The 14739-nt window shown below is 68.1% G+C and carries 11 protein-coding genes; 4 read left to right on the top strand and 7 right to left on the bottom strand.

Features of this window, described 5'->3' with window-relative positions; all coding sequences use genetic code 11:
- Positions 1–647 precede the first annotated feature (647 nt).
- The 7 genes from FPZ41_RS37795 to eccB form a co-directional block, all read right to left on the bottom strand.
- Positions 648–1874, bottom strand: a complete 1227-nt coding sequence (locus FPZ41_RS37795; protein WP_322621238.1) for a S8 family serine peptidase — start codon at positions 1872–1874, stop codon at positions 648–650.
- A 204-nt stretch (positions 1875–2078) separates the two neighbouring features.
- On the bottom strand, positions 2079–3614 hold the full coding sequence (locus FPZ41_RS37790; protein ID WP_152868238.1) for a hypothetical protein: 1536 nt from the start codon (positions 3612–3614) through the stop codon (positions 2079–2081).
- Between the two features lie 41 nt (positions 3615–3655).
- A complete protein-coding gene (locus tag FPZ41_RS37785) occupies positions 3656–3991 on the bottom strand; it encodes a hypothetical protein (RefSeq protein ID WP_152868236.1) in 336 nt (111 codons plus the stop codon).
- Positions 3992–4052: 61 nt separating this feature from the next.
- Positions 4053–5357 (bottom strand): type VII secretion-associated serine protease mycosin, encoded by a 1305-nt coding sequence (mycP, locus tag FPZ41_RS37780; protein WP_152868234.1) that lies wholly within the window; start codon positions 5355–5357, stop codon positions 4053–4055.
- A gap of 207 nt (positions 5358–5564) precedes the next feature.
- Positions 5565–5849 carry a WXG100 family type VII secretion target gene (locus FPZ41_RS37775; RefSeq protein ID WP_152868232.1) on the bottom strand — a complete coding sequence of 95 codons (285 nt, stop codon included), beginning with the start codon at positions 5847–5849 and terminating at the stop codon, positions 5565–5567.
- A 144-nt stretch (positions 5850–5993) separates the two neighbouring features.
- Complete coding sequence (locus FPZ41_RS37770; RefSeq protein ID WP_152868230.1) at positions 5994–6305, bottom strand: WXG100 family type VII secretion target; 312 nt, start codon at positions 6303–6305, stop codon at positions 5994–5996.
- A 447-nt stretch (positions 6306–6752) separates the two neighbouring features.
- A complete protein-coding gene (gene eccB / locus FPZ41_RS37765) occupies positions 6753–8372 on the bottom strand; it encodes a type VII secretion protein EccB (protein ID WP_152868228.1) in 1620 nt (539 codons plus the stop codon).
- Between the two features lie 649 nt (positions 8373–9021).
- Between eccB and eccE the strand changes: the two genes are divergently transcribed.
- The 4 genes from eccE to FPZ41_RS49000 form a co-directional block, all read left to right on the top strand.
- Entirely contained in the window at positions 9022–10344 is a 1323-nt protein-coding gene (eccE, locus tag FPZ41_RS37760) for a type VII secretion protein EccE (RefSeq protein ID WP_152868226.1), read from the top strand.
- Entirely contained in the window at positions 10344–11216 is an 873-nt protein-coding gene (locus FPZ41_RS37755) for a hypothetical protein (RefSeq protein ID WP_152868224.1), read from the top strand. The genes eccE and FPZ41_RS37755 overlap by 1 nt, the downstream gene beginning before the upstream one ends.
- A gap of 190 nt (positions 11217–11406) precedes the next feature.
- Positions 11407–14448 (top strand): SCO5717 family growth-regulating ATPase, encoded by a 3042-nt coding sequence (locus FPZ41_RS49645; protein WP_322621236.1) that lies wholly within the window; start codon positions 11407–11409, stop codon positions 14446–14448.
- 95 nt (positions 14449–14543) lie between these two features.
- On the top strand, positions 14544–14739 hold a 196-nt coding region (locus FPZ41_RS49000), incomplete at its 3' end, for a helix-turn-helix domain-containing protein (protein ID WP_228023137.1).

Raw genomic sequence — 14739 nt, 5'->3', positions numbered from 1 at the left:
GGGTAGATCGGCTGCTGGGGCGGGTAACCCACGTTCTGAGGGTAAGTTCCGGCGCCGTGGCTGACTGGGCCGATACCGGAGTTGCTGCGGTTTCGGATCACGACGAAGACGACGACGGCACCAATCACGGCTCCGATGCCGATGATGCCGACGATAAGGACGATGGCGCCCATTAAGATGGGTCCCTTCTCATTCTCGGGCCGATTCCTGCGGTGCCGTTGTTTCCGGTTGCTTCCTTGGCCAACTGAATCCGACCGAGCGGGGGCTTACTCCTGAGCCGCTTAGAGATCCCCATCGTGAGGCCTTGCCAAGGCGGATGATACGGAAGCTGGGTTATTGAATAATTGGGAGTACGACGAGACAGGGCAGCAGGGACATAGCGTGAGTCCCTGCGCTGCACCGCTTCACCTCGCAGTACCCGCGCAGCACGACAAAGAGCCCCCATACCCATCAGATCTAGCACTGTCAGCCACAAGAATTCGCCAGTCATGATCGATATGACAAAGCGGCCATGGGGCGACAGCTGCAATCCCGAGCAAGCTGGTAAGTAGTTCGCGGTATGCGACGCCATATCATCGACAGCGGCTTGAGAATTCAGGCCCGGTAGGTCCGAGTTCACAGCCTCTCCGAGGGGGGAATTACTCCTACTACCCTTGGTGTGGAGGCTGCTGGGCGTACGGGTTGGGGGGCTGCGGGGACTGGCCCGGAGCAGCGGGGTACCCCTGGTTGGGAGCCGAGTTGGGGTACGCCTGGTGGCCCGTCGGGGGCTGGGGCGGGTAGCCCGTGCCCTGCGGAGGGATTCCACCACCGGGGCCAGGGCCACCACCGTTACGGCCGTTGCGACGGCTGCGGATGACCACGAAGAGGACGGCGATGATGATCACGACGGCTGCGATGCCGGCGATGAGGAAGATACTCCCGGAGGGAGAGCTGTTCTCTTCCTTGGTCTGGCCTGTGCTGTCGCTGTCCTCGGAGGCGGCGCCGGAATTGGTGGACGTGGACGGGGAAGACTGGGCGAGGGGGCCCTCCTTGGGGCCAGCCGGGATGTCCATCGTCAGCGCAGTACCTGGGCGGGCGATCCCGTAGCCAAGCTGTTTGTCCGGAGCCTTCTTGCCCTCGTTGTTCACGAAGGCCGCCGACTTAATCAGACGATTGATGATCTGGCCAGCGCTTAGATCGGGGTACTTGGAGCGGAGGAGCGCGACGATGGCTGAGATGTAGGCAGTGGAGCCAGAAGTTCCATCAGCCACTACATAACCACTGCGGCTAGTGGGGTCAGCCTGAGGGGTTTCCACTCCGGGTGCTGCAACAGTGACGTTCCCGGTGTTTGACTTAGACCAGAAGTTTAGACCCCTGTCCACAGCGGAGACGGCCACCACACCTGGGAGAGCAGCCGGATAATTGACCGTCCCTGCGTCGTTGCCCGTACCCGCCACAACGACAACATCATTCGCTTGCGCATATTCGATTGCCTTAGCGACCTTTGAGCCAGGATAGGCGGCAGAATCGTTGAGCGACAGGTTGATTACTGATGCACCCTGCTCTACCGCGTACCGAACACCCTCCGCCCAATTCCCCGGCTTTAGCGTGTCCTTGGTGGACCAGATTCGCACCGGCAGAACTTTGGCCTTTGGCGCAAGACCCATGACTCCGGAGGAATCATTCGCCCCATGGCCATGGCCAGCGATCAGGCTGGCCATTCCCGTGCCGTGACCATCATTATCCTGATGGGGGCTACCTTCGCCAGTGAAGTCTTTGCCCGGCAGAACCTGTCCGGCGAGATCTGGGTGGCTGGCATCTACACCCGAGTCGATTACAGCGACGGTGACTCCTGCTCCCTCGGAGGTCCTCCAAACCTTTTCTGCGTCGTACACAGTTAGCGGCCACTGAGCATCTCTGACCTGATCTGCTGATGCCACTGGGGCTGAAGTGAGGAGCAAGGCTCCTGTCAATGCCACGACTCCCGTCGTGGACCAGACTCGCTTGACACCCAATTCCCTGCTCCTCACTCAACTAAGGCTGGCTACAACAGCCTTCATAGCGGACCGGTAGCAACTTTGCCCGGTGCGCTTGCCTGCCTACTCGATGGTTCGCGGCACGTTCCGGTTGCGGTCCTCTTCCGAGATCCAGGTCTCTTCGTCCTCGACCAGGTAGTCAGGGCGGTCGCCCCGGCTGTTCTCTTCCTCGGACCGTCGGCCGCTACGGCCGCCCACACCGCCAGCTCCGCCCGCCATGCCGCCGCGCTGCGTTCCACCGCGGCTGCCGTGCAGGCCTGCACCACCGCCGGTCCCCTGGCCCGTGACCCCCTTAGCTGCGCCGACCACACCGCCACGGGACCTCGCCAGGGCTCCACGGCCGCCAGCTCCAGCACCGCCTCGGCCAGCTGCGCCAGCTCCAGCGCCACCCATGCCACCCATACCGGCTCGGCCTCCGGCACCGCGGCTTGCTGCCGCGCCGCCACCAGCCAGACCGCCGCGACCGCCCGCGGCTCCGATACCGCCGCGTGCGGCAGCACCGCCCGCGAGGCCAGATGCTCCGCTAGGAGCCGCGATGCCTGGGCCCTGAGCACCGCCACCGCCGGTGCCGATGCCTCCGCCGCTTACGCCGACAGGGCCCGGAGTGGGGCCAGTCCCCGTCAGACCGGGCGAGATGCTGTCGACCTTCGTTTTTGCTGTGGGGAGCTGCGAGCCTCCCGTGATACCTGGATCACGAGGCACCGTAGGGGCAGGCTTAACGCTTGCGGTTGGGCCTGCGCTCCATGGCTTAGCAGTGCTGCCTCCGACACCTGGACCCGTACCGCCAGCAGACGGCATGGAGATGGGCGTGGGCATCGGCGTACTGGGGTTTGGAGGCGCGAAGGGATCCGTCTTGTTCTCGTCAACGGGCGCTGCTTTCGCGTAGGCCTTGTAATTGACCGCAAGCTGCTCCATGATCGCCACCCCCTCCAGCTGCTTCTCCTTACCCTTCGATAGGGAGTCAGCGTTCGCCTGGCGGGCGGCGTCCGTGCTCACGCCCCTGTTGATGTCTGCCAGCAGTTGCTCATCGCTGCGCCCGTCGTCTGTCAGTTTGTCCCAGGCACTGTCCCAGCCGGAAGGCTCCTCGACCTCCCGCATCTTGGACATGGAGGTCCGCAGGTCGTTCTGGACGGCGTCCGCGGTTTTCGCGTAATAGTTGGCCCATGCCGCGGCATTCCGGATGCTATTCATGATCTCGTTAGCCTTTTTCCGGAACGCTTCGGCTGCCTCGCCCTCCCAGTGCTCCAGGACGTTTTCGACTGCGCTGAACATCATGCCCGCGACGCTGTCCTTTGCGGAAACCTGATCCACACCGCCGGTCTTGCCGTCGCCGTCGCCCCCGGACAGGATGTTGTGGATTGACTGCCAGTGTTGGCCGACCTCGTAGATCCGGCCGGGATCAGCATCCAGGATCATGGAGCGCAGCTTAGGAATGCCCATCTTCATGAACTCGGTGTCGATCTCGGCACGATTCGGCCCCCCCATGCCTCCGTCGGGGAGCGATTCGAGCTTCTCGTCGTGCTTGTCCTGGATTCGCTGCTCTCGCGCCTCTTGCTGAGCCTTGATGTACTCAGGGTTCTGGTAGCCGTAGCCATACATTCTAGGACGTCCCCTCCGTCAGTGACTGGTCGCTGAACCGCTTAGTTGACCGCGCCCTCGGGAGCAGTACTCACACCCTGTGCATTTGCCTGCTCCTGGTTGCTGTACTTGTCCCTGACCTTCGAGGTGCTCGTGCCGAACTTGTTGATCAGCTTGTGCAGTTCACTGATGAGGGTCTCGATCTTGGCCTTCTGCGCCTCCTGGGCGCTGTGAAGCACGTTGGACTCCAAGAATTCCATGCTGCCGTAGGCCGTGCTCGGGATGTCCGTCTCGTACTTGGCCTTGGTGTTGGCCTTGTCCATGTCCGAGAGAAGGCCGTTGAGCTTGCGGATGACCTCATCCAGCGCGCTCAGATCGACCCGCATTCCGTTGCTCATACCCCGTTGTCCTCTCCCCTGTTTCCAAGTTGTCGGCACCCCCCGGTGCCCAAGCCATCGCCTAGCCCGACTGCCCAGCCCGCCGGGCGCGGCCAACCCGCTTGCTCCTCCAGTCCCGCACAGCCACCCCGCTTCCCGCAACCACCAGGGCGAGTACAAGGCCCGTGCCCAGGACGTAAATCGCGACTCGGCGGTCCTTCTCCGCCTCGCTCTCGCCCATGGTTACCGCCATAGGGACGACTCCGCTCGACCGGAGCGCCTTCGGCGGGTCCGGTTGTGGGGAGTTGCCCGGGGTGGAGTCGTCCGAGAGGGCGGCTACCGGGTCGACGACGCCCCAGCCGATGAAGGGGTTGGGGCCGTGGGCCGGGCGTTGGGCGGTTTCCTGGATGCGGGTGGCGATCTTGGCCGCCGACCAGTCCTCGTGCTTCTCTTTCAGCAGGGCCGCGACGCCCGCGACGTACGGGGCCGCGAAGCTCGTGCCGTCGGCGGTGCACTGGCCGCTCTTCGGGACGGTGGAGACCATGCTGACGCCGGGTGCCGCGACGTCCACGAAGTCGCCGGCCTGCGAGAAGAAGGCCCGTTCGTCGTTGCGGTCGGAGGCCGCCACCGCGAGGACGCCCGGGTACGAGGCGGGAAAAGTGTCCGCCTTTTTGCCGTCGGCTCCGTCGTTGCCCGCCGCAGCCACGATCAGCGCACCCGCGTTCACGGCGAACGCCACGGCGCTCGCCAGGCCCGCGTTGTCCTCCTTGTTCGCGGTGTCCGAGGAGATGTTGATGATCTCTGCGCCCTTGGCGACCGCGTCACGGATCGCCTGGGACATGGTCGCCGAATTGCCCTCCTTCTCCTCACCGCCCGTGTAGCGGAGAGAGAGGATCTCGGCCTCCGGTGCGATTCCCCGGAAGCCAGTGTCCTTCATGGGGCGGGCGGCGATGATGCCCGCAACCCGGGTGCCGTGGCCGTCGATGTCCTCGGTACCGGAGCCGCCCACATAGGACTTGCTGCCCGAGGCCATGGCCTCACGCAGCTGAGGGTTGGAGTCGTCGACGCCGGTGTCGATCACCGCGACCGTGACGCCCTTGCCCGTCGCCTGTTCACGCAGTTGGTCCAGGAGGATCCGCTGGAGCGACCAGGGCGTGGACGGGATCACGTCGCCGCCGAAGACGCATTCCGAGCTGGCCGACAGGCCGAAGTCCGTCGTACGGCCGGAGTTACCCGAAGTGCCGGAGCCGTCAGAACTACCCGCGTCAGCGTGTGCCGGCGCGATCGTTGCAAGGCAGACCCCGGTAACTGCAAGCACACCAAAAGCCCGCTGCAGTGCGCGGGTTCCACTCGCGTGGCTACGCGACCGGGCTGTCAGGCCCCCCATGTCAGGCCCCCAGGGCTTCCTTGCTTCCTTCGAAGCTGGGTTCATGTGTCTGTGGTTGTGTGTTGTGCGTTGTGAAATTGCGCCAGGGAGTGTGGGGATTCCCCGGATCTCGTGTGCGCGACCCCAGACACGGGGTCGGCCCAGCCGACGCTGTGGCGTCGGCTGGGCCGATCCGTCTCATGTCACGCCCCTCGGACCGCCGACAGCTCAGCCCCAGGTCGAGGCGTTGCTCTTCTCAGTGGCCTGGTAGTTCTCGGCGGCGCTCTGCAGCGCCGTGGAGATCTTCAGCAGGGTCGCGTGCAGGTCCTGAGCGGTCTGGTCCCACTCGCGCTGCTTGCGCTGGTAGCCCTCCTGCGCCTCGCCTTCCCAGGAGTTGGCGACGCGCTTGACGGCGGCCTCGAGGTCGTCCAGCTGCTGCTTGATACGACCGGCGGTCGTCTTCACGTCCGTGGACGCGTTGGTGATGGTTGCGTAATTGACGAGGATCGACATCGTCGCTTCCTTTCAGGAAGATTCGTTGGAAGTCAGCGGAGGCCGATGGAAACCGATGCGAATCGGCGCGAGTCGGCCTGGATCAGCGTGAATCGGTGGAGATCAGGCAGGCAAGAGCTGGCGAACTGCAGCCCCGCGGCTCGATCAGCCGAAGTCCGACATGATCTTGCTGATCTCGGAGTTCTGCTGCTCTTCCGACGCGGAGTAGTTGCTCCGCGTGGAGTCCACGGCTTCCTTGATGTCGTTCAGGATGTCGCTCATCTTCTTCGCGTCCGCGTTCCAGCGCTCCTGCAGCTGGTTGTAGGACTTGGCCGCCTGGCCCTGCCAGCCGCCCGCGATCTGGTCGATCACTCCGTTGAGGCGACGGATCTCGCCCTGCAACTGACCGTTCACGTTGGTGATGTCACCGGAGAGCTTGGCGAGCTCGTCCTCTGTTACCCGGAACTGACCGGCCATGTTGAACCTTCCCCCATGTTGTTGTTGATCCGGGAAGCCGTACCGGCGCCCGGAGAAGCTTCGCGCCCTAAGAGCGCTGTAAACACTCTATCGTCCGCCTGTCGCACATCCACAGGCAAGAGCAATCAGTTACACGCCTCACACACTTGAGCGATCAATCTGTGACACAACCGCCGTCTTACCTTCAAGTGCTGCTACCGGCCAGCCCGTTGGGCGCCCGAGGGTGAGTCGGTTGGACGCCCGAGCGCAAGTCCGTCGGACGGCTGGCCCCCGGCACAGGCCCACCCCTAGCAGGCCATCTCGCCGACCACACGCAAGCCAGTGGCCGGTCAACCACAAGCTCGTTGACCGGCCACTGGCCTCACGCCTTACGTCCACACCTCACCGGCCCCACAGCCGAGTCCTGGCCCGCGGCAGCCACACCTCACCGGCTCCGCGGCCACTGCCTCACTGGCTCTGCGGCTGCGACGCGCTACCCGTGTCCAGCGTGGGCCCCTTCGGGATGAACGTCGCCCATGTCTGCGGCACGATCGCGGGGTTCGAGACCTTCTCGTACCCCAGTCGCGTACGCGCCTTGTCCGTTTCGCTCGCCCCGCCCTCCGACGATGAGGCATCCCCCGAGGAGGACGACGAACCAGCGCCGCTCCCCTCCGCCCCCGCCTCGCTGTCGTTGTTCGCCGGCAGCGAGTAACGCAGACCCGTGTCGGTCAGCAGGTATGTCGCGCCGCCGCCCGCCGCGCGGCCCGTGACCTCCTGGAACAGGAGCCCCGAGCCGGACGAGACGTACGCGCTCAACGAGTCGGCGATGACCTTCTTGGGGTAGTCCGCGCCCGCCCAGGCGGAGAGCTGCGGCTTCTTGTCCGGGCCGATCTTGCCGCTGTAGACGCTGCACGAGGTGTTACGGGGCGCGTCGGTCTCCACCGCCGCGGGGTTGGCCTGCTGCGGAGGTTCCTGGGGCCATCCCTTGTCGCCGTAGAACTTGTTGGCCTCGCCGCCGTTGGCCTCGATGATGGCCGAGGTGTCGGCCTTGATGTCGTCGATCCCGTCCGTGCCGTACGCCAGCTTGGCCTGGGGTGAGCTCTTGAGCAGGTTGGCCACGAAGGGCGTGATGGCGGCCACCTCGTCCTTGAGGACGACGTAGTACTGATCGCCCTGCGCCTCACTCGCCTTGAGTACCCGGCCCACCGTCCGGGCCTCCTCCGGGAGGCCTTCGACCGAGGTCGTCCCACCGATGCCCGGAATCGTCGGGAAGGTGATGACGCCGCCTTCGTGGAGCGTGCGCAGCCACTCCTGGCTCACCGGCTGCGGCGTGGCACCGCTGCCGAGGACGGCGGCGCGCAACTGCTCCATGGCGGTGTCGTCGAGACCGGGCTGGCCGGACTGAACGGACCGGGGGCCCAGCACGAACGCGTTTCCCTTGCCGTCGACCAGATATTGCTGCTCGGTCTTGGGGTCTTCGACGTACAGGGCCTTGCGGTTGTCGACCTTCCTGCTGTCCTCCAGCACCTTGGCGTCGTCGGAGTCAAGGACGAACACGGCACGGTCGATGGCGCCGTCCGACCCGGGGGCCGGGCGCTCGCACACCGCCCAGGTCTTCGCCTTCTTCGCGTCGTCCTTGGCGGGCAGCCGGTCGGGGGCGTACGGGATGCCGAGCGTCGCGCCGTGCGCGATGCCGCTCTTGTCGATCTCCTTGCCGGGGACCTCGATGACGCTGCCCTTGCCCTTGTCGAGGAGGAGCTTGGCGGAGGCGTAGTTGAGGACGGGGTGCAGCGTCTTGGCCTTCGTCCCCTCGTCGGCGAGGACGACATAGCGAGTCGTGGAGTCGCTGTCCACAATGATGTACTCGCCCGGGGTGTCCCAGCCCTTGGGTGCCGTCGGCTTGATCACCCCCCAGGCGATGAAGCCGATCACCAGCACCACGCCCACCGCGAGGCTGGGCATCACCGTGCGAACGGGACGCGGCGCGCCCTCTTCGGAGCCTCCCGGCGACGGCGCAAGGAACGCCGCGACGGTGCGCTTGCGAGCGAACGTGTAGGCGGCTAGCTCGTCCCGACGCTGCTGTGCCATGGTCCCCGTGTCTCCCGTTTTGTGGTGCTCGATCGTATTTTGTGGTGCTCGATCGTCCGTGGTGCCTTGGTGCCTTGGTGCCTTGGTGCCTTGGTGCCGTGCTGCCTCATCGTTGGCGATGACGACATCGTCGACGCGCGACCGTACCCGGAAGGCCACCTCGTCCGAGCAGGCAAGTGATGCACGCAAGTGATGCGTGTAGCCGATGCAGTCAACTGCTGCCGGCACTGCTGCCAGCAATGGTGCAGACAACCGAGCGGGCACCCCGCCAACACCTACGCACGCGCAGGCGCAGGCGCAAGCGCAGGCACCTACTATGCACTGCATCGCGCGGCGACGATCCATCAGGTGTACGGCCGCCCCCGCATCTTCACAGAGCTTCACCACAGCGCTCCACCATGCGGGGCCCGTCCGTGAAAGGCTGGCCACCTGGGGTTTCGGTGTCCCCTGTGTCGCCCTACCAGTCTCAGCGGGTACCGTGAGCCACTCGCACTGAGATGACTGAGATGTGGGCCTTCGACGCCCCTGGCCCGTCGCAGGGAACTCCAGCAGTCCGGCAGTCCAGTAGTCCAACAAGCACGAGGATCGCCGAGCCCCTGGGTCTCCGCCGACGTACGGCCACTACTTCGTGAAAGGGATGTACCGGGGGATGAGCAGCGCTACGAGCACTCGGCGCGATCGCCGCGCACAGCAGCAACAAGGGGGTCCGGGCCGCAGACGTTCGTCGCGCCCGCCGGCTCCCGCACCCACCGCCGCGTCGCCGCGTACGCTGCCCCGCCCGGGCGGTCTGGGTCCGGTGCGGCTGCAGCAGCTCATTCTGGTCGAGCTCGCGGCCGCCATCATGCTGGCCGCCTGGGTCACCGACGTGTCCTGGCTGCTGGCCCCGGCCGGTGCCGTGGCGGCACTGTTGCTGCTTCTGGCGGTGCTGCGCCGCGGCCGTCGGCCGCTGCCCGAGTGGTACGAGACGACGCGCGCCCTGAGGCGTCGCAAGCGTGACGCCAAGCTGCCCGTCCCGCCCGGGACGGACCCGATGCTGGCACCCACCGTGGAGTGCGACCCGGCGCTGCGGACGTACAGCTTCGTGTCCCGTGACGACCGTTCGATCGGCATGATCGGTGACGGGACCTTCCTGACCGCCGTGCTCTTCGTGCAGCCGGCGGACCAGCCGCTGCGTCCCGAGTCCGCGGGACGGCAGCTGCCGCTCCAGCTGATCCAGGACGCCCTGGAGGTCGACGAGATCCGTCTCGCGTCCGCCCAGGTCGTGCAGCACACCCAGCCGGCGCCCGCACCGCACCTGCCCGAGCAGTCGCTCGCCGCACGGTCGTACGGCCCACTCCAGGCGCGCGCCGGTTCTCCGGCCCTGCGGCTCACCTGGGTCGCCCTCAAGCTCGACCCGGAACTGTGCCCGGAGGCGGTCAAGGCGCGCGGCGACGGCGTTCCCGGTACGCAGCGCGCGCTGCTGCGGGCGGCGGACCAGTTGGCGAGCCGGCTGGCCGGGGCGGGCTTCAAGGCCACCATCCTGGACGAGAACGAGCTGGTGCAGGCGCTGGCGACGTCCAGCTGCCTGAACCCGCGGGCCAACGCGCAGCACGGCCAGGACGGGCGGACCCAGCGCCGTACGGTCGAGGCGGTGCGGACCTGGCGGGTCGACGACCGGTGGCACACGACGTACTGGCTCTCCCGCTGGCCGCAGTTGGGCAACGGCGGAGTGGCGCTGCCCGAGCTGATCACGCGGTTCACCTCGCTGCCGGTGCTCGCCACGACGTTCAGCGTGACCCTGAGCAAGGCCGGCAACCGGGGTGTCGCCCTCGCCGGACACATCCGCGTCACCGCTCGCGGTGACAGCGAACTCGGCCAGGTGGGACGCGAGTTGGAGCGGGCCGCGAGTGCCGCGAAGGTCGGTCTGGTACGCCTCGACCGGGAACAGGTTCCCGGAGCCCTCGCCACTCTGCCGCTCGGAGGTACGTACTGATGTCCTACCCCGCTTCGACCATGCCCCCCGGACAGGGACAGGCACCGGGACAGGGGCAGCAGGGCCGGGCCGCCGCCTCCGGGCGCACGCCGTCGCACGTGGCCTCGCCCACCGACACCGGCATGATCCCCATCATCCGTCAGCCTCAGCCGGGGCAGCAGCAACGGCGCATCTTCAGCCCGGGGTTCGGGCTGCGCGGTCCGCGCCGGAACCGCCATGTCGTCACCGCCGACGAGCTCGCGGCGATCAGCATGCCGATCGGTGACGACGGCGTGATCATCGGCACCGACCCGGAGTCGCATCCGGCCGTGCTGGGCCTGTCCCGTCCGACCGCCTTCGACGTGGTCCTCGTGGGTGGCCTCTGGCTCGCCCAGGTGCTGGCGCTGCGCGCCGCCGCTACGGGTGCGCGCGTGGGCGTGGAGACCGGCCGTCCGCAGGCCTGGCAGCAACTGGCCCAGGCGGCGGGCGGCGGCCAGCAGTGCGTGACGGTGTATCCGGTGGGACGGGTGCCCGCGCAGGGTCCCTCCGTATCGAGCCCCGTGGTGCTGATCCGGGACTGCGGCATCCGCCCGCCCCGCGGACGGGTGACCTCCCTGCCGTGGCAGGCCGTGATGACCGTACTGCCCTTCGTCGGTGAACACGCGCCGCGTTGGCTGGCTCAGGCCGATCTGGTCGGGATCCAGCGCATCTCGCCCCAGGAGACCGAGGTCGTACGCGACACTCTGGGCATCCCGGGCGACAGCCTCCAGCATCTGCCGACCCTGCATGACGGCGTCGCCCTGTGGTGCACCCGTAAGCACCGCAAGTTCGTCATGACCGAACCCACGGACGCGGAGACGGGCCTGCTCGGCGTGGCCCGTCGTATGGACTGACGCGTCGTCGTCTCCACGCGCGCGGGGCGGAGCGAAAGGATTGCGCCTACGGGTGCTTTTCCGTACCGCGATACGAGTGATTAGTCTTCTGGTGATGCGGTGACGATCGCAGCCGCGTGGACTTGCCACCCGGTCCGTCCGGCCGCGATGACGACCAACTCAGCAACAGAGGCTGACCAGGAGGCATGCAGTGAACAGGGATCGGTCCGAGTACAACGGCGGCAGCCCGTCCTCGGACGGGGACGAGCCCGAGGTGGATCTGACAGGCGAGTTCGAAATCGTCTACACGCCGCCCGCCTGGTACGCCCAGAGTACGCAGAGTGGTTCCGCCGCCGGCGGACAGCAGGACGCCGGGCAGTCGTCACCGCCACCGCCGACCGGGGCGCCCGTCGGGTCGCCCACCGGTCCGCCCAGCGGGCCGCCAGGCGTTCCCGCGCCACCGGCTCCGGCGTCGCAGACTCCCCCACCGCAGGCTCCCGTTCCGGCGCAGCCGAACCCTCAGGGCGCCCCCCAGCAGCCCGCGCAGGGTGCGCCCGGCGCGGGTCAGTACGACACGGGTCAGCACAGCACGGGTCAGCACAGCACGGGCGGCTACGGATTCCCGCAGCAGCAGTCCGGTCCGGGCGCTCCCCCGGCGACCGGTGGGTACGGCTATCCCCAGCAGGCGGGAGCGGCCGCGCCGCCTCCGTCGAACCAGGACACGTCGGGTGGTTACGGATTTCCTCAGCAGCAGGCGCCGGCCCAGCCGCCCGCGCCGCCCGCCTCGCCGGGCTTCCCCGTGCTGCGCCCGGTCGACGAGGACGCCCAGGGCGCCGCGTCCCAGGCCACGCCCCAGGCCGCCACTCCTGCGGCGGGCGTTCCTGTACAGGCCACCCCTGAACAGCCCGCCCCCGAGCAGCCGGTGGGCGAGCTGAACCATGCCGCCGCCGACGCCGAGGCGGCGAGGCTGTTCGGCGGTGCCGACGAGGAGCCGGAGGAGGAGCCGAGGGCCGAGGCGCCGTCGGGTGACTCCGCCGGGTCCGTATCCGGGGCGTCCGGTGCGGGCGGTACGGACCGTTCGGAATATGCGGACGGTGTGGACGGTGTGGACGGTGTGGACGGCGACGAGTCCGCGGACGTCCGGTCCGATGCCCGGCCCGATGCCCGCTCGGACGCGGAGTCCTCCGCGCAGGCCGAGGCCGAGGCCGCGCCGGCGACCCCGGCCGTACAGCCGGAGGCGGAAGCGGCGGCAGAGCCGACGCCCGCCGTTCCCGGACCCCCGGCCGCAGCTCCCGGACCTCTGCCCGCCGCACAAGGGCAGCCGCCGCAGGCGCAGCCCGCCGCGCACGCCCCCGCCGCGCCCCAAGGCGACCAGGGACTCCCCCCGCTGCCGCAGGGTTACGTGCCCGCGCAGCAGCCCGTCCAGGGAGGTCCGCAGCAGGCGGGGTACCCCGACCAGCAGGCCGCGGCCGCCGCGCAGGCGGCCGGCTACGGCTACCCCCAGGCTCCCCAGGCTCCCCAGGCTCCCCAGGTCCCCGGCCAGCCCCAGTACCAGACGCCTCCGCAGGGCACGTTCGGCCCCGCCCAACCTCAGCCCGGATACCCGGCGCAGGGCGGCCAGCAGCCAGGAGTCGACCCGCGGCAGCCCCACCAGCCGGCCCAGCCCCCGTACCCGCAAGCGGCCGGATACGGCTACCCGCAGCAGGCGCCCCAGGCCGGTCAGCCCCAGCCGGGACAGCCGCAGGCGCACCCTGGACAGCCCCAGCCCGGTCAGCCCCAGGCCGCCGGATACGGCTACCCCCAGCAGGCCCCGGGCCAGCCCCCCGTACAGCCGCAGCCGCCCGCGCAGCCCACGCAACCCGGTTATGGCTACCCGCCCCAACAGCCCGGCTACGGCTACCCGCCGCAGCAGCCCGCCGAGCCCCAGCAGCCCGCGCCCCAGCAGCCTCCCACCCAGGCTCAGCAGCAGACGCCCCCGCAGCAGCCTCCGGCGCAGCCCGCCGCCTACGGCAACCAGGGCTGGAGCGCCCCGCCCGGCCCCCAGGCCGGGCCCGGGGCTCCCCAGCAGCAGCAAGCCGCGCCCGGAACTCCGCTCGGTTACAACGCCGCAGTCGAGCTGTCCTCCGACCGGCTACTGCGCAACCAGCCGAAGGCCCGCAAGAACAACCAGGGCCCGTCCCGCTTCAAGCTCGGCGCCAAGAAGGAAGCGGCGGAGCGGGAGCGGAAGCTGGGGCTGATCCGTACGCCGGTGATGTCCTGCTACCGGATCGCGGTCATCAGTCTCAAGGGCGGTGTCGGCAAGACCACGACGACCATGTCGCTCGGCGCCACGCTCGCCACCGAGCGCCAGGACAAGATCCTGGCGATCGACGCCAACCCGGACGCCGGCACCCTCGGCCGAAGGGTGCGGCGCGAGACGGGCGCCACCATCCGTGACCTGGTGCAGGCGATCCCGCAGCTCAACAGCTACATGGACATCCGCCGCTTCACCTCGCAGGCGCCCTCGGGGCTGGAGATCATCGCCAACGACGTGGACCCGGCGGTCTCCACCACCTTCAACGACCAGGACTACCGCAGCGCGCTCGAGGTGCTGGGCCGCCAGTACCCGATCATCCTCACGGACTCGGGTACCGGTCTGCTCTACAGCGCGATGCGCGGAGTCCTGGACCTCGCCGACCAGTTGATCATCATCTCCACCCCGTCGGTGGACGGTGCGAGCAGCGCCTCGACCACCCTGGACTGGCTGTCGGCGAACGGGTTCGCCGATCTCGTCCAGCGCTCGGTCACCGTGATCTCCGGTGTCCGTGAGACGGGCAAGATGATCAAGGTCGAGGACATCGTCGCGCACTTCGAGACCCGCTGCCGCGCTGTCGTCGTGATCCCCTTCGACGAACACCTCTCGGCCGGCGCCGAGGTGGACCTCGAAATGATGCGTCCCAAGACCCGCGAGGCCTACTTCGATCTCGCCGCCATCATCGCCGAGGACTTCGCCCGTACCCAGCAGGGCTTCGGCAACCCGAGCATGCAGTACCAGCAGCCGCAGCAGGGGTACGCGCCCCAGCAGCAGCCCCAGCATCCTCAGCAACCCCAGCAGCCCTACGCCCATCCGGGCGGCGCCCCCCAGCCGGGGCAGGGCTGGCAGCAGCCCCCGCAGCAGCCGGGCCCGGGTCAGGGCTGGCAGCAGCCGCCCCAGGATCCGCCGCCGAACCAGCCGCAGCAGGGCTCCGTACCGCCCGGCTGGACACAGCAGTAGCGGACCGGTGGCAACGACCGGTGGCAACGTCTGAGGGCCGGCACCTGCACCTTGGGTTCTAGGAGTCGTTGCAACACCCCAGTTCAAGGGGTGGCATGGACTTCGAGATTCGCAGGATTCGGACAGCTCAGGGGCCCGTGAAGCTGAGTCGGGAGCGGGCGGCATACTCCCGGCTCGTGCAGCAGGGCTACAGCAACAAGGAAGCCTGCCGGCTCGTCGGTGTCGACGAACGGACCGGCAGGAAGTGGCGTAACGGCCGCAGTGCCGACCGCAGGCAGAAGGCGGCACCAC

This window comes from Streptomyces acidicola (assembly GCF_009377235.1).
GTDB classification, from domain to species: domain Bacteria; phylum Actinomycetota; class Actinomycetes; order Streptomycetales; family Streptomycetaceae; genus Streptomyces; species Streptomyces acidicola.
The sequence above is the reverse complement of the archived record's forward strand: the minus strand, read 5'-3'. Positions and strand labels throughout refer to the sequence as shown.

Excerpts from the sequence above, each read along its gene's own strand:
- mycP (WP_152868234.1), bottom strand. The coding sequence starts at position 5,357 with ATGGGGGGCCTGACAGCCCGGTCGCGTAGCCACGCGAGTGGAACCCGC.
- FPZ41_RS37785 (WP_152868236.1), bottom strand. The coding sequence starts at position 3,991 with ATGAGCAACGGAATGCGGGTCGATCTGAGCGCGCTGGATGAGGTCATC.
- FPZ41_RS37755 (WP_152868224.1), top strand. The coding sequence starts at position 10,344 with ATGTCCTACCCCGCTTCGACCATGCCCCCCGGACAGGGACAGGCACCG.
- eccE (WP_152868226.1), top strand. The coding sequence starts at position 9,022 with ATGAGCAGCGCTACGAGCACTCGGCGCGATCGCCGCGCACAGCAGCAA.
- FPZ41_RS37775 (WP_152868232.1), bottom strand. The coding sequence starts at position 5,849 with ATGTCGATCCTCGTCAATTACGCAACCATCACCAACGCGTCCACGGAC.
- FPZ41_RS37790 (WP_152868238.1), bottom strand. The coding sequence starts at position 3,614 with ATGTATGGCTACGGCTACCAGAACCCTGAGTACATCAAGGCTCAGCAA.
- FPZ41_RS37770 (WP_152868230.1), bottom strand. The coding sequence starts at position 6,305 with ATGGCCGGTCAGTTCCGGGTAACAGAGGACGAGCTCGCCAAGCTCTCC.
- eccB (WP_152868228.1), bottom strand. The coding sequence starts at position 8,372 with ATGGCACAGCAGCGTCGGGACGAGCTAGCCGCCTACACGTTCGCTCGC.